This window comes from Pseudomonas reactans, from assembly GCF_013387025.1.
Taxonomy (GTDB): Bacteria; Pseudomonadota; Gammaproteobacteria; order Pseudomonadales; family Pseudomonadaceae; genus Aquipseudomonas; species Aquipseudomonas reactans.
In genome coordinates this window covers 210,601-232,279 of record NZ_JACAQP010000003.1, presented here as the reverse complement: position 1 = coordinate 232,279, position 21,679 = coordinate 210,601, and the positions used below count along the sequence as shown (strand labels likewise).

Here is a 21,679-nt window from a genome sequence, read left to right as displayed (position 1 = left end):
GCGTCGGCTGTACCTTCTTCGCGAGCAAGCTCGCTCCTACAGGTGATTGGATCTATCAGGCGACGCGATTCAAGTCGTTATCCCGCGTCTCTTTCAGGCACAGCACAGCAATCAAGCTGAGCAACGCTGCCGCCGACACATACCCGCCGACATAACTCAGCCCACCCATCGCCACCAGTTTGGTCGCGAAAAACGGTGCGGCCGACGCGCCGACAATCCCACCCAGGTTATACGCCGCCGAAGCGCCGGTATATCGCACGCGAGTCGGGAACAGTTCCGGCAGCATGGCGCCCATCGGCGCAAAGGTCACGCCCATCAGGAACAGCTCCAAGGCCAGGAACAGCGCTACGGCCCAGGTCGAACCGTGGGTCAACAGCGGCTCCATGGTGAAGCCCGACAGGATCGCCAGGATAGCGCCGACGATCAGCACCGGCTTACGCCCGTAACGATCACTGGCCAACGCCGCCAATGGTGTCGCCAGCCCCATGAACAGCACCGCAAAGCACAGCAGACCGAGGAAGGTCTCGCGGCTATAGCCCAGGGTTGAAACGCCATAGCTCAGGGAAAACGCGGTGGTGATATAAAACAGCGCGTAACACACCACCATCGAAGCAGCGCCCAACAACACCGGCAGCCAATGCTGACTGAACAATTCCACCAGCGGTACCTTGACCGGCGCTTCCTTGGCGACGGCGTTGGCGAATACCGGCGTTTCATGCAGCTTCAGGCGCGCGTACAGGCCGACCATCACCAGTGCAGCGCTGAGGATGAACGGGATGCGCCAGCCCCAGCTGCGGAACTGCTCGTCGTTCAGGCTCATCGCCAGGATCAGGAACAAGCCGTTGGCGGCCAGGAAGCCGATCGAAGGGCCCAATTGCGGGAACATGCCAAACCAGGCGCGCTTATCCTTGGGCGCATTCTCGGTGGCCAGCAGCGCCGCGCCGCCCCACTCACCGCCCAAGCCCAGGCCCTGGCCGAAACGCAGCACGCACAAGAGGATCGGCGCCCAGGCCCCGATGCTGTCATAGCCGGGCAGCAAGCCAATCAGCGTGGTACATACGCCCATCAGCAGCAAGGACGCCACCAGTGTGGATTTACGCCCGATGCGGTCACCAAAGTGGCCGAACAGCGCCGAACCCAGCGGGCGGGCGATGAAGGCGATACCGAAGGTCAGGAACGACGCCAGCATCTGGGCGGTGCCGGAGGTCTGCGGGAAGAACACCGGGCCGATCACCAGCGCAGCGGCCGTGGCGTAGATATAGAAGTCGTAGAACTCGATGGCGGTGCCGACGATGCTCGCCGTGGCGACCCGTGCGGTCGAGTTGGTCGGGGCGGCGGCAGGCGCGGCCTCGTTATACGTGGTGCTCATGGTGGTGTCCCTGATGGTCATTGCGCGTTTGGACGCGGATTATTATTGGTCGAACACCCATGGATCAGGGTTGTGCGCGGCAAGGCTCGGGATGGGAGCAAACACCGGTCAGACACGATAAAGCGGTGCCTGGACACGCTGGGTGCGGGTAGCACGCGGTCGGGCGCGGCTCTGGTAAGCCGCCCCGATTATAGGAAGGGGTTTGCGGATCCAACAAGGGGGTTAGACGGCGACCGGCATTCGGCTGGTGTGCCAGATCAGCACCTTGCTCACGCGGTTGTCCTCGGTCTCGAGGATTTCCAGGCGATAGCGCCCGATTTTCAGGCACACCGCGCAATCGGGAATGGTCTCCAGCGCTTCGGTGACCAGGCCATTGAGGGTCTTGGGGCCGTCGCTGGGCAGGTGCCAGTTCAGGCTTTTGTTCAGCTCGCGGATCGAGGCGGCGCCATCGATGATGTAGCGGCCGTCTGGCTGGGGCTCGATGTGCGGGTTGTCCGCACTCTGCTCGCTTTCGAATTCGCCGACGATTTCTTCGAGGATGTCCTCCAGGGTCACGATACCCAGCACTTCGCCGTATTCATCCACCACCATGCCCAGTCGCCGCTGCTGCTTGTGGAAGTTCAGCAACTGGAGTTGCAGTGGCGTACTTTCCGGGACGAAGTAGGGTTCGTGGCAGGCGGCGAGCAATGCCTCTTTGGTGAGGCTGGCGTCGGGCAGCAGGTGTTGGATCTGCCGGGTGTTGAGCACCGCCTGGACTTGGTTGATGTCGCTGTGGAACACCGGCAGGCGCGTACGCTGGGAGGTGCGCAGTTGCTCGATGATCTCTTCGATCGAGTCATCCAGGTTGATGCCGTCCACTTCACTGCGCGGCACCAGGATGTCGTTGACGGTGATGTTGTCCAGGGCGTGGATGCCGGGCATGCCTGGGGTACGGCTGTCGTCGGACTCGGCTTCCGGCTCGTCGTCATGATCGGGCAGCGGTTCGTCGCTCTTTTTCACCACGCCGGATTTGCGTGCGAACGGGCGCAGCAGCAACAAGCTGATGCCATTGAGCAGCCAGGCCAGTGGGTAGAGGATTTTCAGCGGCACGCCCAACAGCGTATTACCAAAGCCCAGCACGGCCTGCGGATGGCGGACGGCGAGGGCGCGGGGCAGGTAGTCGGCCAGAATCAACAGGATCGCGCAGGAAATCATCCAGCCCAGCCAAGGCCCATTCTGCGCCCAGGCGTAGATAGCCAGCAGCGTGCAGAGGATCACCACGGCGGCGCGACACAGGCTGTTGCACAAGATCAGGCTGTTACGCGGGAAGCTCAGGCGGGCGGCGGCCTTGTCGCCCTGGCGTGTGCCGGGGCGCAGGGCCAGCAGGTGTTGTTGCGCGGCTTCGATGGCGGTGAACAGTGCGGCCCATAGGACCAGCAGGGCGATTACCGCGAGCATTGGCTCCAGGGGCAAGTTGTCCATGATCGCTGCCCGTCAGATATGCAGGATGTATTCGCGGACCAGCTTGCTGCCGAAATAGGCCAGCATCAGCAGGCAAAAACCGGCCAGGGTCCAGCGGATCGCCTTGTGGCCGCGCCAGCCGAGGCGGTTTCGGCCCCAAAGCAACACGCTGAACACCACCCAGGCCAGGCACGCTAGCAGGGTCTTGTGCACCAGGTGCTGGGCGAACAGGTTTTCGACGAACAGCCAGCCGGAGATCAGCGACAGCGACAGCAGCGTCCAACCAGCCCACAGGAAGCCGAACAGAAGGCTTTCCATGGTTTGCAGCGGCGGGAAGTTCTTGATCAGTCCCGAAGGGTGCTTGTGCTTGAGCTGGTGGTCCTGCAGCAGCAGGAGCAGGGCCTGGAACACCGCGATGGTGAACATGCCATAGGCCAGGATCGACAGCAGGATATGCGCGAGGATGCCCGGTTCTTCATCAATCACCTGCACCGTGCCGGTCGGGGCGAATTGCGCCATCAGCACCGTCAGCATGCCCAGCGGGAATAGCAGCACCAGCAGGTTCTCGACGGGAATCCGGTAGCAGGCCAGCAGGGTCAATGCGATGACGGCCGCCGCGATCAGGCTGGCGGCGCTGAAAAAATCCAGGCCCAGGCCGACGGGCGTCATCAAATGGGTAAACAGGCTGGCAGCATGGGCCAGCAGGGCGAGGACACCAAGGCCGACGAGCAGGCGTTTGTCCGCCTTGGCGCCTTGGGCCAGACGAGTGCCCTGATAAAGAGTCGCAGCGGCATACAAAATGGCGGCGGCGAGGCTGGGTAGCAAACTGGGTGACAAAGGGAGCATAAATCCTGTTAGGCAAGCCCGAAAGGCGCTGAGTTTGGCATACCCCCGCGTAACACGAAAGACTCTCAAGCCAGACAGCGGGTGTGCATGGCGGCAGTCTTCGCTATAATCCGCGACCTGCCCACGCCGCAGGCTCGCCGAGCGCTGTTTTTAATAGCGATTTACCACAGCCTGGGCCGCCATTACCTCGGTCTGAATAGGGCCAGAAAGGATCGCGCATGTTTGAAAATCTGACTGACCGTCTCTCGCAGACGCTGCGCCATGTCACTGGCAAGGCCAAGCTGACCGAGGACAATATTAAAGACACCCTGCGCGAAGTGCGCATGGCGTTGCTGGAAGCCGACGTCGCCTTGCCGGTGGTGAAGGACTTCGTCAACTCGGTCAAAGAGCGCGCGGTGGGCACCGAAGTGTCCCGCAGCCTGACCCCGGGCCAGGCGTTTGTGAAGATCGTCCAGGCCGAACTCGAAAGCCTGATGGGCGCGGCCAACGAAGATTTGAACCTCAGCGCCGTGCCGCCGGCCGTCGTATTGATGGCCGGTCTGCAAGGTGCGGGTAAGACCACTACCGCTGGCAAGCTGGCGCGCTTCCTTAAAGAACGCAAGAAGAAGTCCGTGATGGTGGTGTCGGCCGACGTGTACCGCCCGGCCGCTATCAAACAGCTGGAAATGCTCGCCGGCGAAGTGGGCGTAACCTTCTTCCCGTCCGACCTGAGCCAGAAGCCGGTCGACATCGCCAACGCGGCTATTAAAGAAGCCAAGCTGAAGTTCATCGACGTGGTCATCGTCGATACCGCCGGTCGCCTGCACATCGACGAAGAGATGATGGGCGAGATCAAGGCGTTGCATGCCGCGATCAACCCGGTCGAGACGCTGTTCGTGGTCGACGCCATGACCGGCCAGGATGCGGCCAACACCGCCAAGGCCTTCGGTGATGCACTGCCACTGACCGGCGTGATCCTGACCAAGGTCGACGGTGACGCCCGTGGCGGTGCTGCGCTGTCGGTACGTGCCATCACCGGCAAGCCGATCAAGTTCATCGGTATGGGCGAGAAGAGCGAAGCGCTCGAGCCGTTCCACCCGGAGCGTATCGCCTCGCGCATCCTCGGCATGGGCGACGTGCTCAGCCTGATCGAACAGGCCGAAGCCACGCTCGACAAGGACAAGGCCGATAAGCTGGCCAAAAAGCTAAAGAAGGGCAAGGGCTTCGACCTCGAAGACTTCCGCGACCAGCTGCAACAAATGAAGAACATGGGCGGCCTCGGCGGCCTGATGGACAAGCTGCCGAACATCGGCGGTGTGAACCTGGCGCAGATGGGCAATGCCCAGGGTGCGGCAGAGAAGCAGTTCAAGCAGATGGAAGCCATCATCAACTCCATGACCCCGGCTGAGCGCCGCGACCCTGAGCTGATCAGCGGTTCGCGTAAACGTCGGATCGCCATGGGTTCCGGCACCCAGGTGCAGGACATCGGTCGCTTGATCAAGCAGCACAAGCAGATGCAGAAGATGATGAAGAAATTCTCCGCAAAAGGCGGAATGGCCAAGATGATGCGCGGCATGGGCGGTATGTTGCCCGGCGGCGGCATGCCCAAAATGTAAAGAATTCGAGCAAAAGCCCGCTTTTGCTCCGACCCACAAGGACGTGGGATCTCCAGCAAACCCGCCGTTGGCGGGCGCTGACTCGCCGTTTTAACCGACGGCTCTATAGCAGATCTGAGTGGCACGCTGATAGGCGCCAGAAAAAGACATTTGCAAAAGTCCGGATATTCCTTAGAATATGCGGCCTTTCGGGCACCTATGCCCGCTGTGCATTTAGATTTGCAGCACCGACTACAGGAACGATGTTCACATGCTAACAATCCGTCTTGCCCTTGGCGGCTCCAAAAAGCGCCCGTTTTACCACTTGACCGTAACCGACAGCCGCAACCCGCGTGACGGTTCGCACAAGGAACAGGTTGGTTTCTTCAACCCTGTTGCTCGTGGTCAAGAAGTTCGTCTGTCCGTGAACCAAGAGCGCGTAGCCTACTGGCTGAGCGTGGGTGCACAGCCATCCGAGCGCGTTGCAAAACTGTTGAAGGACTCGGCTAAGGCCGCAGCCTGAGCAATATGAACGCGACGCCAGCTGTTGCTGATGATTTGATCGTTATCGGCAAGATTTACTCTGTTCATGGCGTTCGCGGCGAAGTGAAGGTGTATTCCTTTACTGATCCGACTGAAAACCTGTTGCAGTACAAGACCTGGACGCTCAAGCGCGAAGGGAGTGTGAAGCAGGTTGAGCTGGTCAGTGGACGCGGGAGCGATAAGTTCCTGGTCGCAAAGCTCAAGGGTCTTGATGACCGTGAAGAAGCTCGTCTTCTGGCCGGTTATGAGATCTGCGTGCCGCGCAACCTGTTCCCTGAATTGACCGACGGCGAGTACTACTGGTACCAGCTGGAAGGTCTGAAGGTTATTGATCAACTCGGGCAATTGTTCGGGAAAATCGATCATCTTCTGGAAACCGGCGCCAATGATGTAATGGTGGTCAAGCCTTGCGCTGGCAGCCTGGATGATCGCGAACGCCTGTTGCCCTATACGGCGCAATGCGTGTTGGCCGTCGACCTGGTCGCGGGCGAGATGAAGGTGGAATGGGACGCGGACTTCTAAGCGTGGCTAATTTGCGCATTGAAGTGATCAGTTTGTTTCCCGAGATGTTTTCCGCCATCAGCGAGTACGGCATCACCAGTCGGGCGGTGAAACAGGGGCTGTTGCAGCTCACCTGTTGGAACCCGCGAGACTACACGACGGATCGACATCACACTGTAGACGATCGCCCATTTGGCGGTGGTCCGGGCATGGTGATGAAGATCAAGCCCCTGGAAGACGCGTTGGTTCAGGCCAAGGCCGCCGCCGGGGAGAAGGCGAAGGTAATTTACCTGTCCCCTCAAGGCCGTCAGCTGAAACAGGCTGGGGTCCGCGAACTGGCGAATGAGGAAGCACTGATCCTGATTGCCGGTCGCTATGAAGGCATTGACGAGCGGTTTATTGAAGCTCATGTCGATGAAGAGTGGTCGATTGGGGACTATGTCCTGTCTGGCGGCGAGCTGCCGGCGATGGTCCTGATAGATGCGGTTACACGACTGCTGCCTGGAGCTTTAGGGCATGCGGACTCCGCGGAGGAAGATTCCTTCACGGATGGTTTGCTGGATTGCCCGCACTACACCCGACCGGAGGTGTATGCGGATCAGCGTGTTCCCGACGTATTGCTAAGTGGCAATCACGCACACATCCGGCGTTGGCGTTTACAGCAGTCCCTTGGTCGGACCTATGAACGACGCGCCGATCTTCTGGAAAGCCGCTCGCTTTCTGGAGAAGAGAAGAAGCTGCTCGAGGAATACATCCTCGCGCGGGACGATAGTTAACAACGTATCGATGGTAGGTCCATTGACTTACCTTAGGAGCACAGCATGACTAACAAAATCATCCTTGCACTCGAAGCAGAGCAGATGACCAAAGAGATCCCTACCTTTGCCCCGGGCGACACCATTGTCGTTCAGGTGAAAGTGAAGGAAGGCGACCGTTCGCGTCTGCAAGCGTTCGAAGGCGTGGTAATCGCCAAGCGTAACCGTGGTGTGAACAGTGCTTTCACTGTTCGTAAAATCTCCAACGGTGTTGGCGTAGAGCGTACTTTCCAGACCTACAGCCCGCAAATCGACAGCATGGCCGTCAAGCGTCGCGGTGACGTACGTAAAGCCAAGCTGTACTACCTGCGTGACCTGTCCGGTAAAGCAGCTCGCATCAAGGAAAAACTGGCTTAAGTCCAGCTTCCCGATGCAGAAAAAAGCAGCCTACGGGCTGCTTTTTTGTGCCTGAAATTTGTCTATCTGCCGGTATTTGTCCATGACCACCCGCCTCGAAGAAATCCAGCGCCGCACCGACCTGTCCGTGACCCACGTGACCAAGGCCGTGTTCCCGCCGACCACCAACCACCACAACACCTTGTTTGGCGGCACTGCCTTGGCCTGGATGGATGAAGTGTCGTTCATCACGGCCACCCGTTTCTGCCGCCTGCCGCTGGTGACGGTCTCCACCGACCGCATCGACTTCAACCACGCGATCCCGGCCGGCTCCATCGTTGAGTTGATCGGCCGCGTGATCAAGGTGGGTAACACCAGCCTCAAGGTTGAAGTGGAAGTGTTCGTCGAAAGCATGAGCGCCGACGGCCGCGAGAAGGCGATCCAAGGTGTGTTCAGTTTTGTGGCGATTGATGCCGATAAGCGTCCGGTGCCTGTGCTGCCTGGGTTTGTAGACTGATCCTGGACCGAGCCGCGGCCATCGCAGGCAAGCCAGCTCCCACATTTGATCGGTGGAGGGTACAAATCAGTGACCCGACACAAAACCCCTGTGGGAGCTGGCTTGCCTGCGATAGGATCTAACAGACACTACAGTAATCCGCCTGAGCCCCCATGCCCGCCATCGACAACCCTCTGATCGACCGCTTCCTTGACGCACTGTGGCTGGAAAAAGGCCTGTCAGACAACACGCGCCAGGCCTACCGCAGCGACCTGGCGCTGTTCAACGGCTGGCTACAGGAAAAAAACCTCGAATTGATCAACGCCGGCCGCGAGCTGATCCTCGATCACCTGGCCTGGCGACTGGAGCAGAACTACAAGCCACGCTCCACCGCGCGATTCCTTTCCGGTGTGCGTGGGTTTTATCGCTATCTGCTGCGGGAAAAGCTGATCGCCCTCGATCCCACCCTGCAAGTCGACATGCCACAACTCGGCAGGCCATTGCCCAAATCCCTGTCGGAAGCCGACGTGGAGGCCTTGCTCGCCGCGCCGGATTTAAGTGAGGCCATCGGCCAGCGCGACCGTGCCATGCTGGAGGTGTTGTATGCCTGCGGCCTGCGGGTGACCGAGTTGATCAGTCTGACCCTGGAGCAAGTCAATCTGCGCCAGGGCGTGCTGCGGGTGATGGGAAAGGGCAGCAAGGAACGGCTGGTGCCCATGGGCGAGGAGGCGATTGTGTGGGTCGAGCGTTACATGCGTGATGCCCGCAGCGAGCTGCTGGGCGGACGGCCCAGCGACGTACTGTTTCCCAGCCTGCGCGGCGAGCAGATGACCCGGCAAACGTTCTGGCATCGCATCAAGCACCAGGCCAAGGTCGCCGGGATCGGCAAGACCCTGTCGCCGCACACCTTGCGCCATGCCTTTGCCACACATTTGCTCAACCACGGTGCGGATTTGCGCGTGGTGCAGATGCTGCTCGGCCACAGCGACTTATCCACAACCCAGATCTACACCCATGTCGCGCGCGCACGTTTGCAGGATATGCACGCCAAGCACCACCCACGGGGCTGAAAACCGCCAATTTATCCCACCACGGGCTGCCCTGCGGCCCAACTGTGGTAGGCTTTGCCGGTTAGCAAAGGGGACGGCCCATGCCCGAGTTTCCACATCGGTGCTACTGCTCCCGTCCCTGCATCTGCCTTCAGGAGTTCCCATGCGCTTGACCCAGATTATTGCCGCCGCAGCCATTGCGTTGGTTTCCACCTTTGCGTTCGCCGATGACGCTGCCGAGCAGACCATCCGCAAGAGCTTGGCCAACCTGCAACTCGATACCCCGATCGAAAGCATCAGCGCCAGCCCGATGGCCGGCCTGTATGAAGTCAAGCTCAAGGGCAGTCGCGTGCTGTACGCCAGTGCCGACGGCCAGTACATCGTCCAGGGTTACCTGTTCCAGTTGAAGGACGGCAAGCCGGTCAACCTCACCGAGAAAGCCGAGCGCCTGGGTGTGTCCAAGCTGATCAATGGCATTCCGGTAGCCGAAACCGTGGTTTACCCGGCCATTGGCGAGACCAAGACCCACATCACCGTGTTCACCGACACCACCTGCCCGTACTGCCACAAGCTGCACGCTGAAGTGCCGGCATTGAACAAGCTGGGTGTGGAAGTGCGCTATGTCGCGTTCCCGCGCCAGGGCCTGGGTTCGCCGGGTGACGAGCAGTTGCAAGCCGTGTGGTGCTCGGCCGACAAGAAAGCCGCCATGGACAAGATGGTCGATGGCAAGGAAATCAAAGCGGCCAAATGTGCCAACCCGGTTTCCAAGCAGTTCGCCCTGGGTCAGTCCATCGGCGTGAACGGTACACCGGCCATCGTTTTGGCTGACGGCCAAGTAATTCCGGGCTACCAGCCGGCACCACAAGTTGCCAAACTGGCGCTCAGTGCCAAATAAACCAGTATCGTCGAAACGTCGACGATCAAGGCTCGCTGACACGTCGGCGGGTCGTTAATTGCAAGCCGCAGTCGTGCGGCTGTTTTCCACGGCCGACCTAGCGTCGGCCGTTTCATGGGGAGTTCTTCAGTGAAACCGGTCAAAGTAGGCATCTGTGGGTTAGGGACCGTCGGTGGCGGCACCTTCAACGTACTTCAGCGTAATGCTGAAGAAATTTCCCGCCGTGCAGGCCGCGGGATTGAAGTGGCGCAAATTGCCACGCGTTCGCCAAAGCCTCAGTTCGAAACGACCGGTATTGCGATTACCAACGATGTCTTCGCTGTTGCCACCAACCCTGAAATCGATATCGTCATCGAGCTGGTCGGCGGCTACACCGTGGCCCGTGAGCTGGTGCTCAAGGCCATCGAGAACGGCAAGCACGTGGTCACCGCCAACAAGGCGCTGATCGCCGTGCACGGCAACGAGATCTTCGCCAAGGCGCGCGAGAAGGGTGTGATCGTCGCGTTCGAAGCCGCCGTGGCCGGTGGCATCCCGGTAATCAAGGCGATCCGTGAAGGCCTGTCCGCCAATCGCATCAACTGGGTGGCCGGTATCATCAACGGTACCGGTAACTTCATCCTCACCGAAATGCGCGAGAAGGGCCGTACCTTCGAAGACGTGCTGGCCGAAGCCCAGGCCCTGGGTTACGCCGAAGCCGACCCGACCTTCGACGTGGAAGGTATCGATGCGGCGCACAAGCTGACCATCCTGGCCTCCATCGCCTTTGGTATCCCGCTGCAGTTCGACAAGGCCTACACCGAAGGCATCACCAAGCTGACCACCGCCGACGTGAACTACGCCGAAGCCCTGGGCTACCGCATCAAGCACCTCGGCGTGGCGCGTAGCACACCGGCCGGTATCGAGTTGCGTGTGCACCCGACGCTGATCCCGGCCGACCGCCTGATCGCCAACGTCAATGGCGTGATGAACGCGGTGATGGTCAACGGTGATGCGGCCGGTTCGACCCTGTTCTACGGCGCCGGCGCCGGCATGGAGCCCACCGCCTCGTCGGTGATCGCCGACCTGGTGGACGTGGTCCGCGCCATGACCAGCGACCCGGAAAACCGTGTGCCGCACCTGGCCTTCCAGCCGGATTCGCTGTCGGCCCACCCGATCCTGCCGATCGAAGCCTGCGAAAGCGCCTACTACCTGCGCATTCAGGCCCAGGACCATCCAGGCGTGTTGGCCCAGGTTGCGAGCATCCTGTCGGAGCGCGGTATCAACATCGAATCGATCATGCAGAAGGAAGTCGAGGAGCAAAACGGCCAGGTGCCGATGATCCTGCTGACTCATCGCGTGCTCGAACAGCACATCAATGATGCCATCGCCGCCCTGGAAGCCCTGCAAGGCGTGGTCGGCCCGGTGGTGCGGATCCGCGTCGAACACCTGAACTAATGGTTTTGCTGCAAGGGCCCCGCAGGTTCGGCGGCCCTTGTTCAAGAATGCTCTAGAGGAGCCAGTCATGCGTTATATCAGTACCCGCGGCCAGGCACCGGCCCTGAATTTCGAAGACGTCCTGCTGGCAGGCCTTGCCACTGACGGCGGCCTGTACGTGCCGGAAAACCTGCCACGCTTCACCCAGGAAGAAATCGCTTCCTGGGCTGGCCTGCCGTACCACGAGCTGGCGTTCCGTGTGATGCGCCCGTTCGTCACCGGCAGTATTCCGGATGCGGATTTCAAGAAGATTCTGGAAGAGACCTATGGCGTGTTTTCCCACAACGCCATCGCCCCTCTGCGCCAGTTGAACGGCAACGAATGGGTACTGGAGCTGTTCCACGGCCCGACACTGGCGTTCAAGGATTTCGCCCTGCAACTGCTGGGTCGCCTGCTCGACTACGTGCTGCAGAAGCGTGGCGAGCGCGTGGTGATCATCGGCGCCACCTCCGGTGATACCGGCTCGGCGGCCATCGAAGGCTGCAAGCACTGCGAAAACGTCGACATCTTCATCCTGCACCCGCACCAGCGCGTGTCGGAAGTGCAGCGTCGCCAGATGACCACCATCTTTGGTGAGAACATCCACAACATCGCCATCGAAGGCAATTTCGATGACTGCCAGGAAATGGTCAAGAACAGCTTCGCTGACCAGAGCTTCCTGAAGGGCACGCGCCTGGTGGCCGTAAACTCGATCAACTGGGCACGGATCATGGCCCAGATCGTTTACTACTTCCACGCGTCCCTGCAGTTGGGCGGCCCGGCGCGTTCGGTATCGTTCTCGGTGCCGACCGGCAACTTCGGCGACATCTTCGCCGGTTACCTGGCGCGCAACATGGGCCTGCCGATCAACCAGTTGATCGTCGCCACCAACCGCAACGACATCCTGCACCGCTTCATGAGCGGCAACCAGTACGTCAAGGAAACCCTGCACGCTACCTTGTCGCCGTCCATGGACATCATGGTCTCGTCGAACTTCGAGCGCCTGCTGTTCGACATGCACGGTCGTAACGGCGCAGCGATTGCCGGCCTGATGGACACCTTCAAGAGCGGTGGCGGTTTCAGCGTGGAAGAAGAGCGCTGGACCGAAACCCGCAAGCTGTTCGATTCCCTGGCGGTGGACGACGCGCAGACCTGCGAAACCATCGCTGAAGTCTACGCCCAGACCGGCGAGCTGCTGGACCCGCACACCGCTATCGGTGTGAAGGCCGCCCGCGAATGCCGTCGCAGCCTGGACATCCCGATGGTGATCCTGGGCACCGCCCACCCGGTCAAATTCCCGGAAGCGGTCGAGAAGGCGGGTGTTGGCAAGGCGCTGGAGCTGCCGGTGCACTTGGCAGACCTGTTCGAGCGTGAAGAGCGTTGCACCGTGTTGGCCAATGACCTGAAGGCTGTGCAGGCGTTTGTGAGCCAGCACGGCAATCGTGGCAAGCCGCTCTGATTCAACGGCTTCGCGAGGTTGCTCAAGCCCGTCTTCGTGACGGGCTTTTTCATTGGGGCAAGCCATACTCCAACGGGCAACCGACAACAAAAAACAAGGAAACCAATACGGTGCGTTTATTGAGCCGAAGATGCAGGTGGCTGGTGTGTCTGCTCTTGTTCGGTCATCTGTCGGCAAGCCTGGCAGCCGTTAGCCTGCCCTTCAAACTGGTCCCGGCATTTACGCCTCTGGCACCCTTGCCTTTGACGGCGGCCGAGCAGCAATGGCTGGCGACTCATCGAACGCTGAAGGTCGGTATCTCCATTGATGATTACCAGCCGATTGATATTACCCGCGACCATAATCGCTACCAGGGCATCAGCGCTGACTACCTGAGCCTGATCGGCGCGCGCCTCGATGTGCCCATGCAGGTGATGGGCTTCGCTGAGCGGGCGCAAGCGGTGGAAGCCTTGCGCAGTGGGGCGATTGATATTCTGACCAGCGCCAATGGCTATGAGCGGGATGTGCCTGGGTTGCGGTTTACCCGCGACTACATGCCGGATCGTTCGGTGGTTGTCGTGCGCCGCGACGACGCTACGCAGAACGAGGACCTCGCGGACAAGAAGGTGGTCTTGCTGGAGGGATATGCCAATGTCGGCAATGTGCATCGGGCCTATCCCGCCAGCCATATCATGCTGGCTCCGAACCTTTACAGTGGCTTGGAGGCGTTGAACCAAGGGGATGCCGATGCCTTTATCGGCAATGAAGTGATCGTGCGTGCCTACAAGTCGCTGCGTCCTTACCTGGGTTTACAGATAAAAGTGGAGAGCCGGCTGGCGCCGATTGGCTTTGCCTTTGCCTCCCGCGCGGCGGACCCTTTGTTGGGGGGCATGCTGGACCGTGCCTTGTCGAGTATCGACGAGTCGATACAGCGTGAAATCCTGGCGCGCTGGACCACCGGCCTGGGGGTGGGCATCGCCGCAGACCGCATTGTGTTGTCGGCCCAGGAGCAAGCGTGGCTGTTGCACCATCCTCATGTGGTGGTGGCGTCCCAGCAACAGTCGCCGTACATCTTCAAAGACAAGGATGACCAATGGGTCGGCCTGAACGTCGATCTGCTAAACCGGATTTCACGCATGACGGGCTTGCAGTTCGTGATGGAGGAGGTGTCGTCAACCGCGCAGACCCTGGAGTTACTGGCAGCGGGCAGGGCGGATATGAACACCACGCTGGCCGAGAATCAGGAACGCCGGCAATTCCTGGATTTCAGCCATGGTTTTGGTGGCGCCGGGTGGGTGTTTATCCAGCGCAGCGACACGCCATTACTGGTCAGTTTGAGTGAACTGTCCGGCAAAGTATTGGCGTTGCCGGCACGCCATGTACTGGAAAACTTTATTCGTCGTGAACACCCAGACATCGAAATTCTCTCTGTCGATAACTATACCCAGGCCCGTGATCAAGTGATCCAGGGGCATGCGGCGGCAACTATCCAAAATGAGGTGGAGGTGCAGAGTTACCCGTCCGACGGCTTGCGCATCGGGCGCAGTGTCGAGGGCAAGTGGTCGTCCAGTAGCCTTGTGGTGCGCAAGGATCAGCCCGAGCTGCTGAGTATTGTGAACAAGGCCTTGGAAGCGATGCCGGTGGCAGAGTTGAGCGCGTTGCGCTTGCGCTGGCTGGGCGCGGTGCCCATCCCTACATCGGCGTGGCAGCGTGTGCCGCCATGGGCCTATTGGACGGTCGCCATGGCGCTGTTGTGTGTGTTGCTATCGCTGGCCTGGAATAGCCGGCTCAAGCGTCAGATCCAGCAGCGCTTGGTCGCCGAGCAACGACTGAGCGATCAGTTGGCCTTCAAGCGTGCCCTGCTCGATGGCATGCCCAACCCGGTCTTCGTGCGTGACCTGGCTGGGCGGCTGGTGACCTGTAACACCAGCTATGAGCAGCAGTTGGCCACGCGGCGGGAGCACATCCAGGGCCTGACCTTGATGGAGAGTGGCTTGATGCCAGAGGCTACTGCCGCACGCCTGCATGCAGGGCACATGGAGCAATTGGCAACGCAGCGATCGTTATTTGTTGATCGCCAGTTGGAGTTCAACGGCGGCACTTTCCACGTTTATCAATGGACGGTGCCGTTTTTCGACGCGCGCGGCCAATTACAGGGGTTACTCGGAGGGTGGATCGACATCAACGAGCGCAAAGTCCTGGAACATCAGTTGATGGACGCACGCCAGGCTGCTGACGAAGCGAATTACGCAAAAAGTGCGTTTCTCTCGACACTCAGCCACGAAATTCGTACACCGATGACCGCCATCATCGGCTTGCTTGAGTTGGAGCAAGAGCGGGCCTTGGCTGAGGGCAAGCGCGTGTCCGAAGCGTTGCAGGTGGCCCATCGTTCGGCACGAGAGCTGATTGAGTTGATGGGCGATAGCCTGGACCTGGCCAAGATCGAAGCAGGCCATTTGCAACTGGCGCCGCAGACCACCGACCTGAAGAGTTTTTTCGAAGGAATCCAGCGCCTGTTCGAGGCCATGGCGCGTAAAAAAGGCCTGCATTTGACCCTGGCATTTGACCCGGCGGCGCAAGGCAGTTATTGGTTCGACCCGCTGCGCTTGCGGCAGGTCATGCATAACCTGCTGGGCAATGCGTTGAAGTTTACCGAGCAGGGTGAGGTTCGCCTCAGCGTCGTCACCCAGTGCGATGGATCCGGTACGGAGTTCCTGCACCTGTGTGTCGAAGACACTGGGCCGGGGATTGGCATTGAACAACAGGCTCGGGTATTCAAGCCTTTTGTGCAGGTCAGCCCGTTGACAGCCGCCCAATATGGCGGGACGGGACTGGGCTTGAGCATTTGTCAGCAACTGGTGGAGTTGATGGGCGGCACGATCTCCCTGAGCAGCGCGGCGGGCGAGGGCACGACGGTGTGCATTGACCTGTATCTGGAACGGGTCAGTGGTGAAGACATGCCTGTTGTGCCTGCGCTGGCCCTGCCGACTGTCGGTCGGCGTTTGTCGGTGCTGGTCGTGGATGACCTGCCTGCCAATCGTCTGGTGCTGGCTCAGCAGCTTCAGTTCCTCGGTCATCGGGTGGTGGCCCTCGACTCGGCTGAGTTGGCCTTGCAGCATTGGCGAGATGACGCCTTTGACGTGCTGGTGACCGATTGCAACATGCCGGGTATGTCCGGCTACGCCTTGAGCGAAGCGGTCCGCGGGATTGAAGCGCAGGAGCGACGACCGCGCTGTGCGTTGGTGGGTTGTACCGCCAATGCCATGGAGGATGAGCACCGGCGTTGTCTTGAGGTCGGCATGGATGAACTGTTGGTCAAGCCGGTTACCCTTGAACACTGGGCCAGGGTACTCGCCCGCGTGGCGCCGTTGCGCACCTTCAATATCCAGACCTTGCATGCGATGACCCAGGCCGATGGGCCGGTGCTGCAGCGAATGCTGGAGGAGTTGGCAAAGAACCTTGAGCATGAGCACGACGCGATCAGGGCGGCGTTGGCGGAACAGGATTTTCCCCGGGTGATGGCCTCGCTGCATCGCCTCAAGGGCATTTGCTGCCTGGTGGATGCGCTGCCCCTTGCCAAGGCGTGTGTAGGGCTTGAAAGCTGCCTGCGTGAGCAGCGTATTGAAGAAGTTCAACCCCTGTGGTTCGTGCTGAATGAAGCGTTGGCAGAGTTTAGAGTTGAGCTGGGGGCTCATTTGAATCCGCAAGAATAGGACGTGTCCTATGGGGTGCGCAGGGCCTTTTGAGTAGCCTGCGCCACCTCGCTTTTACGCCGTAGAGTTTGCCATGCGCTCCCTCAATGTCTTGATCCTCGAAGATAACCCGTTCCAACTGATGGCCCTGCACCAGATGCTCAATGCCAATGGTGTATTCAATGTAATGACGGCCGAAACAGTAGAGGCCGCCCGGCAGTCGCTGGCGTGCAAGGGGCCGGTGGACATTGCTATTTGCGACCTCTATCTGGAGCAAGGCGATGCCCTTGAACTGATTCGCGAATTGGGTGAGCTGAGGCAAACGCAGGTGCTGATTCTGTTAAGCAATGCTGAGCCCAACGTATTGGAAGGGGTCGCCAGCATGGCGCGTCAGGCCGGGTTGAATGTGCTTAGGTGTTTGCCCAAACCCGCCTCGGCACAGCTGATCGGGCAACTGCTGACGATTTGCCAGCAACACTTACGGCCAGGGCCGCAGGTAGTGTCCTGGGCGAGGGTACGCCAACTGTTGGGGGTGAATGAACAGGATAAATTGCCGCCTTCGGTGGATGCCTGTCAGGAAGCCATCTCGCGCTACGCCAGCGCCAGCTTTCAGCCTATCGTTTGCCAGGCAGGCGTATTGCAAGGGGTTGAGGTGCTGGCGAGGTGGTACCTACCAGAGGGAGAAGTGTTGCTACCGCATGAATTCCTGCCGGTGCTGGAGTTTGCCGGTATGGAGGAGGCATTTACCTGGCATGTGTTGGAAGAGGCCCTAGGCCTTGTCAGCCAGATAGCGTGGGATACGGGCGAGATCTTGCCAGTGGCGGTGAACGTTCCCGGGCGGATGCTGGAGCATGCGCATTTTCCCCAGAGGCTGCAGCGCCTGCTGCAACGCTATGCCGTGCCCGCCCATAGCCTGACGCTGGAACTGGTCGAAACCACCCGCTTGAACACCGACAGTGCGCATGTCAGCAGCTTGCTGCGTTTGCGGATGATCGGTTGCAAGTTGTCTATCGGTGACTTCGGCGTCGGCGGTACCAGTTTGCAGCGTTTGCTGGAACTGCCTTTCACCGAGCTGAAAATACCACCGGCCTTTGCCTGTGGAATGGCGGGTGATGAGCGCAAAATGGCCGTGGTTGCAGGCGCCATGAGTATGGCCAGCCGTATGGGCATGAACGTGGTGATGGCGGGCATTGAAACGACAGCCGATCGTGATGCGGCTTGTGCACTGGGCCCTGCCTGGTTGCAAGGCCGCCTGATTGCGTCGCCGATGGATGCTCAGGCACTGAAACAGTGGATCGGTTGTGAGGCTAGGCCAATCCATGCTCCTGCACGTAGATAAACAGTGATGCGTCGGTACTGAGCCCGAGCTTGCGCATGGCGCTCACTTTTTGCGCACTGACTGTCTGCTTGCTGCGATGCAGATGTGCCGCGATCTCGCCAACGGTCAGCCCTCTTGCCAACAGGCGAATCACTTCCAGCTCGCGGGGCGACAGCTGCTCGTGGGACTGCAATCGGTCAGTGCCCATGGCGCTCAGCGACTGGCGAATGGTGTGGGCTACATAGCATCGCTGCTGGCGTACCCGCCGTACGGCTTCAGGCAACTCATTCGCGAGGCTGGCTTTGCTCAGCAGACCCATGACACCCAGCTCCAGAATGGCGTGAAACAACCCCGCGTTGTTGAGCATGGTCACCACGACGATGGGCAGCCTCGGGTGGTGCCGGCGCAGTTGCTCGATCAGTCTCAAGCCGTCGGCCTGGGGTTCGGCGGGCATCATGAAGTCGGTGATCAACAGGTCGCAGGCACAGTGTTGCAGCAATTGGGTTAGGGATTGGGGTGAGTTGGCTTCGCCGACAATTTCCAGCTGTTCATCGCGCTCCAGGACTGCTCGCAGACCAATCAGGAAAATAGGATGGTCGTCGGCAAGGATGATGCGCAATGGTTTTTCAGGAGCGCTTCTCAAGATAGGTTCCCCGGACAATTCGGGGATTCTAGCCTGTTAACCCAGTGATGGTTGAAAGTGGCGGTTCACGGCGCTCAAAAACGCCGCTTTCCCTTCCTTGGGTCAGCGGCGTTTTTTGTTTCTGGAAGGCCCGGCAGGAAGTGGCTTAGGTCAGCAGCTTCTGCGCCAGCGCCATTACCGTACCAACAGCGGTAAAGAAACCTATCGCGATGCCTACGGGATACCAGAAGACCTCACGGGTTATCTTGTGGACTTCAGCGTTGAACTTGCGCTGCTCGGCATAAATGCGTGATATGTCGGCGTGAATTTTTTCAATCGATGCCTGCTGTTCATTGTGTTCCAACATCGTGTTCATCCTTTGCAATAAGGGCCTTTTGACATGCGCTTGCGCCTACACGGCAGAGTGATCGGCGCTCACCGAGTATAGGGTTCACCTTTGGTCTCAGCCCTCGGTCAACCCCAAAACAGCCGCCCATTGCGTAAGCAGTTATGTGCCGCCGTTTTTTCCCTGTCATGTTGCAAGCGCATGCTGGAATCCGTCACCCCCTGACGGCCCCATAAAGACGATAAAGCGAACTTTCCTACGTCACAAACAGTCACTTAGGATAGATGCAGCTCCCGTTGAAACGATTGTTCCCGAACTATTGAGTGGTGATCGAGATGGAAAGTATCAGCCTATTGCTCGAAGAAGCACTGAGCCCTTATCAGGTTACGCTGACCACCTCTGGTGTGCAGGACGAGTGCCTGGTAACCGTGAAGAATCCTGCTGGCGCCATCGTGGTCGAACGTGAAGTCGACCGCGCCCAATTGATGGACAAGCGCGTGCTGGTGGATGTGGTGGACTGTCTGCTACGCGACATTAAAATCGCTGAAGGGCGTCTGGAACCCTCGGTCATCGCGGCCTTGCGTAATGCCGCCCAGACCCGTAACGCTACAGCCGCATGAAGAATTGTTTAGCTGTGGAAACTTCCTACACCGTGGCCGGTCAGATTTCGTAACAGCAAGAGCAAACATTGTGCTCCGGTGTTTGTGCCTTGTTGTACTGGTCTTTGTAGGCCACGTTTAACCCCGAAGTGTCTCCCCACGCTTCGGGGTTTCTTTTTGCCCGTGATTTGTCAGGGCTCCGGCGAGTCCCGGAAAAAGTTTGGGTTATCCCGCAGATACTGTTCACGCATGACCGGGTCCAGCCATGAGGCATACGACTGCTGCACCTGTTCCAGGGGAAGATCGTGCAGTGCCTGATTGATCCGCTCGATAGCCAGGTGCCCTTGGGGCGTGTCCGAGCAACCGATATGGATACGCTGATACGGCGCCGAATCTTTGATCGGATAGAAGACCAGATCGTCCGAGGCGATGCCCTGTTGCATCGCGTGATAACGGATTTCCGGCCAATAACCCAGCACCGCCTCCAATCTACCCAGACGTTGCATTTGCAACAGGCTACCCAGCGCGTCATTGCCGTAATGCAGTGCGAGCTTGTGCGCATCGGCATGTTTGAGCCGCTCATCGATGACAGGTCCGTAACTGCGCTCTGCCACGGCACCCACCCTTGCCCTATGAGCATCGAAGAACGCCTGCAGGTCAAACTGGCCTTCTCTGATGTAGGCTGCCAAACCCTCCTGCGTGTCGCGCCGGATCGTGATGCCATTGCTGGCGACCACAAACGCCTGGCTGGAAAATACGACGTACTTGGCCCGCTCTGCCGTCCATAGCAATGACGGATCACAGGTGAACGTGGGCTCGCGCAGCATTTGCATGCCCCGTGCGCGATTGACGTGCAGCACCTGGTGCCGGTACTCCGGCAGGTGTTCGATGAGGATCGGCAGTAACTGGTCCAGTGCACCCTGACCTTTGCGTGGGCCTTCGAAAATGGTCAGGGGAGGCAAGTCACGGAGTAGCCAGACCAGCGTGTCTTCAGCGTTGGCGGTCGAGCCCCAGGCGAGCATGACGCTGAGGCAAAGCTGAGCAAGCCTGCGAACCATCAGATCGCGCCTTCCTCACGTAAACGCACAATGGCGGCAGCGTCGTAACCCAGTCCGCCCAGCACCACGCTGTTATGTTCACCCAGTTGCGGTCCGACCCATTCGCAGCTGCCCGGCGTGTCCGACAACTTGGGCACGATACCCGGCATCTTGAAGTCCTTGCCGTCGGGAAGCTGGGCCTTGAGAAACATCTCCCTGGCCAGGAATTGCGGGTCGCCCAGCATGTCTTCGGCGCTGTAGATGCGGCTCGCGGGCACTTCGGCTTTATTCAGAATCTCTACAACCTGATCCAGCGGCAGTGAATTCACCCACCGATCAATCACCCCATACAGCTCATCACGGCGGCTATCGCGACCATCATTGCTGGCGAGTGCAGGATCGTTGGCCAGGTCCTCGCGGCCGATGGCGGACATGAAGCGCTTGAAGATCGCATCGCCGTTGGCGCCAATCTGTACATGCTTGCCATCGGCGCTGGTGTGGATCGAGGAGGGCGTGATACCGGGCATGATGTTGCCGGTGCGTTCGCGAATAAAGCCAAACACGTCGAACTCCGGGATCATGCTCTCCATCATGGCGAAGATGGCTTCGTACAGCGCCACATCCACCACTTGTCCCAGGCCGCCGTTGACTTCGCGGTGACGCAGCGCCATCAACGCACCAATCACCGCCCACAACGCGGCAATCGAGTCGCCGATGGAAATGCCGGTGCGTACCGGCGGGCGGTCTTCAAAGCCGGTGATGTAGCGCAGGCCGCCCATGGATTCGCCCACGGCACCAAACCCTGGCTGGTCTTTCATCGGTCCCGTCTGGCCAAAGCCGGAGAGGCGCACCATCACCAGCTTGGGGTTGAGGGCGTGCAGGGTTTCCCAGCTCAGGCCGAGTTTCTCCAGCACGCCGGGGCGGAAATTCTCGATCAGGATGTCGGCGTCGGCCAGCAACTGCTTGAGGATGGCCAGGCCGGCCGGGTGCTTGAGGTTCAGCGTCAGCGACTGCTTGTTGCGCGCCTGTACGAACCACCACAGCGACGTGCCCTCGTACAGCTTGCGCCATTTGCGCAGGGGGTCGCCGCCGTCGGGAGATTCGACCTTGATCACTTCGGCGCCGAACTCCGCGCAGATACGGGCGGCAAACGGGCCGGCGATCAGGGTGCCGAGTTCGATGACTTTCAGTCCGGCAAGCGGTTTGGCGTTGAACGACATGAGGTTCCTTGTCTGCGCAGGGCGTTGGTGTGATGCCTTTTAACATAGGCGCGTAGCCCAGGGCAGCGCAGGATTCGTTGAATCGCCTCGC

The 21,679-nt window shown here is 59.7% G+C and carries 20 protein-coding genes; 13 read left to right on the top strand and 7 right to left on the bottom strand.

Annotated features, from left to right (window positions below; translation table 11 throughout):
- Positions 1 to 55: 55 nt before the first annotated feature.
- The 3 genes from HX793_RS03100 to HX793_RS03090 all read right to left on the bottom strand — a co-directional run bounded on the left by HX793_RS03100 (position 56) and on the right by HX793_RS03090 (position 3,655).
- The gene (locus HX793_RS03100) at positions 56 to 1,369 is read right to left on the bottom strand and encodes an MFS transporter (protein ID WP_177059638.1); all 1,314 of its coding nucleotides are present in this window, start codon (positions 1,367 to 1,369) and stop codon (positions 56 to 58) included.
- A 222-nt stretch (positions 1,370 to 1,591) separates the two neighbouring features.
- Positions 1,592 to 2,830 (bottom strand): transporter associated domain-containing protein, encoded by a 1,239-nt coding sequence (locus HX793_RS03095; protein ID WP_016977711.1) that lies wholly within the window; start codon positions 2,828 to 2,830, stop codon positions 1,592 to 1,594.
- A 12-nt stretch (positions 2,831 to 2,842) separates the two neighbouring features.
- The gene (locus HX793_RS03090; RefSeq protein ID WP_016977712.1) at positions 2,843 to 3,655 is read right to left on the bottom strand and encodes a cytochrome C assembly family protein; all 813 of its coding nucleotides are present in this window, start codon (positions 3,653 to 3,655) and stop codon (positions 2,843 to 2,845) included.
- A gap of 218 nt (positions 3,656 to 3,873) precedes the next feature.
- Here HX793_RS03090 and ffh point away from each other — a divergent pair, with 218 nt between their 5' ends.
- From ffh to HX793_RS03030, 12 genes are all read left to right on the top strand, one after another.
- Positions 3,874 to 5,250, top strand: coding sequence for a signal recognition particle protein (gene ffh / locus HX793_RS03085; RefSeq protein WP_003193965.1), 1,377 nt, complete (start codon positions 3,874 to 3,876; stop codon positions 5,248 to 5,250).
- 250 nt (positions 5,251 to 5,500) lie between these two features.
- A complete protein-coding gene (gene rpsP, locus HX793_RS03080) occupies positions 5,501 to 5,752 on the top strand; it encodes a 30S ribosomal protein S16 (RefSeq protein WP_003175899.1) in 252 nt (83 codons plus the stop codon).
- A gap of 5 nt (positions 5,753 to 5,757) precedes the next feature.
- On the top strand, positions 5,758 to 6,294 hold the full coding sequence (rimM, locus tag HX793_RS03075) for a ribosome maturation factor RimM (protein ID WP_016977713.1): 537 nt from the start codon (positions 5,758 to 5,760) through the stop codon (positions 6,292 to 6,294).
- Positions 6,276 to 7,049 carry a tRNA (guanosine(37)-N1)-methyltransferase TrmD gene (trmD, locus tag HX793_RS03070; RefSeq protein ID WP_016977714.1) on the top strand — a complete coding sequence of 258 codons (774 nt, stop codon included), beginning with the start codon at positions 6,276 to 6,278 and terminating at the stop codon, positions 7,047 to 7,049. Before rimM ends, trmD begins: the two co-directional genes overlap by 19 nt.
- 45 nt (positions 7,050 to 7,094) lie before the next feature.
- Complete coding sequence (gene rplS, locus HX793_RS03065) at positions 7,095 to 7,445, top strand: 50S ribosomal protein L19 (RefSeq protein ID WP_003175895.1); 351 nt, start codon at positions 7,095 to 7,097, stop codon at positions 7,443 to 7,445.
- Between the two features lie 82 nt (positions 7,446 to 7,527).
- Positions 7,528 to 7,941 (top strand): acyl-CoA thioesterase, encoded by a 414-nt coding sequence (locus HX793_RS03060; RefSeq protein WP_003193963.1) that lies wholly within the window; start codon positions 7,528 to 7,530, stop codon positions 7,939 to 7,941.
- A gap of 152 nt (positions 7,942 to 8,093) precedes the next feature.
- Complete coding sequence (gene xerD, locus HX793_RS03055; protein WP_177053413.1) at positions 8,094 to 8,990, top strand: site-specific tyrosine recombinase XerD; 897 nt, start codon at positions 8,094 to 8,096, stop codon at positions 8,988 to 8,990.
- Between the two features lie 142 nt (positions 8,991 to 9,132).
- A complete protein-coding gene (locus HX793_RS03050) occupies positions 9,133 to 9,864 on the top strand; it encodes a thioredoxin fold domain-containing protein (RefSeq protein WP_010207987.1) in 732 nt (243 codons plus the stop codon).
- A 129-nt stretch (positions 9,865 to 9,993) separates the two neighbouring features.
- A complete protein-coding gene (locus HX793_RS03045; protein ID WP_010207988.1) occupies positions 9,994 to 11,298 on the top strand; it encodes a homoserine dehydrogenase in 1,305 nt (434 codons plus the stop codon).
- 67 nt (positions 11,299 to 11,365) lie between these two features.
- On the top strand, positions 11,366 to 12,775 hold the full coding sequence (gene thrC / locus HX793_RS03040) for a threonine synthase (protein WP_016977718.1): 1,410 nt from the start codon (positions 11,366 to 11,368) through the stop codon (positions 12,773 to 12,775).
- A gap of 143 nt (positions 12,776 to 12,918) precedes the next feature.
- Positions 12,919 to 16,467 carry a transporter substrate-binding domain-containing protein gene (locus HX793_RS03035; RefSeq protein WP_438810832.1) on the top strand — a complete coding sequence of 1,183 codons (3,549 nt, stop codon included), beginning with the start codon at positions 12,919 to 12,921 and terminating at the stop codon, positions 16,465 to 16,467.
- Between the two features lie 73 nt (positions 16,468 to 16,540).
- Positions 16,541 to 17,785, top strand: a complete 1,245-nt coding sequence (locus HX793_RS03030; RefSeq protein ID WP_016977720.1) for an EAL domain-containing response regulator — start codon at positions 16,541 to 16,543, stop codon at positions 17,783 to 17,785.
- On the opposite strand, the gene HX793_RS03025 is transcribed toward HX793_RS03030, so the two are convergent.
- Together HX793_RS03025 and HX793_RS03020 are read right to left on the bottom strand one after the other, a co-directional pair.
- A complete protein-coding gene (locus tag HX793_RS03025) occupies positions 17,754 to 18,407 on the bottom strand; it encodes a response regulator (protein WP_177059643.1) in 654 nt (217 codons plus the stop codon). The genes HX793_RS03030 and HX793_RS03025 overlap by 32 nt on opposite strands.
- A gap of 145 nt (positions 18,408 to 18,552) precedes the next feature.
- Positions 18,553 to 18,753, bottom strand: coding sequence for a hypothetical protein (locus HX793_RS03020; RefSeq protein WP_016977722.1), 201 nt, complete (start codon positions 18,751 to 18,753; stop codon positions 18,553 to 18,555).
- A 314-nt stretch (positions 18,754 to 19,067) separates the two neighbouring features.
- On the opposite strand from HX793_RS03020, the gene HX793_RS03015 reads away from it, so the two are divergent.
- A complete protein-coding gene (locus tag HX793_RS03015) occupies positions 19,068 to 19,352 on the top strand; it encodes a DUF3509 domain-containing protein (protein WP_020372646.1) in 285 nt (94 codons plus the stop codon).
- Positions 19,353 to 19,522: 170 nt separating this feature from the next.
- Here HX793_RS03015 and HX793_RS03010 read toward each other — a convergent pair whose 3' ends face one another.
- Complete coding sequence (locus tag HX793_RS03010) at positions 19,523 to 20,389, bottom strand: TIGR02285 family protein (protein ID WP_016977725.1); 867 nt, start codon at positions 20,387 to 20,389, stop codon at positions 19,523 to 19,525.
- Positions 20,389 to 21,588 carry a CaiB/BaiF CoA transferase family protein gene (locus tag HX793_RS03005; RefSeq protein ID WP_016977726.1) on the bottom strand — a complete coding sequence of 400 codons (1,200 nt, stop codon included), beginning with the start codon at positions 21,586 to 21,588 and terminating at the stop codon, positions 20,389 to 20,391. Before HX793_RS03005 ends, HX793_RS03010 begins: the two co-directional genes overlap by 1 nt.
- Positions 21,589 to 21,679 lie beyond the last annotated feature (91 nt).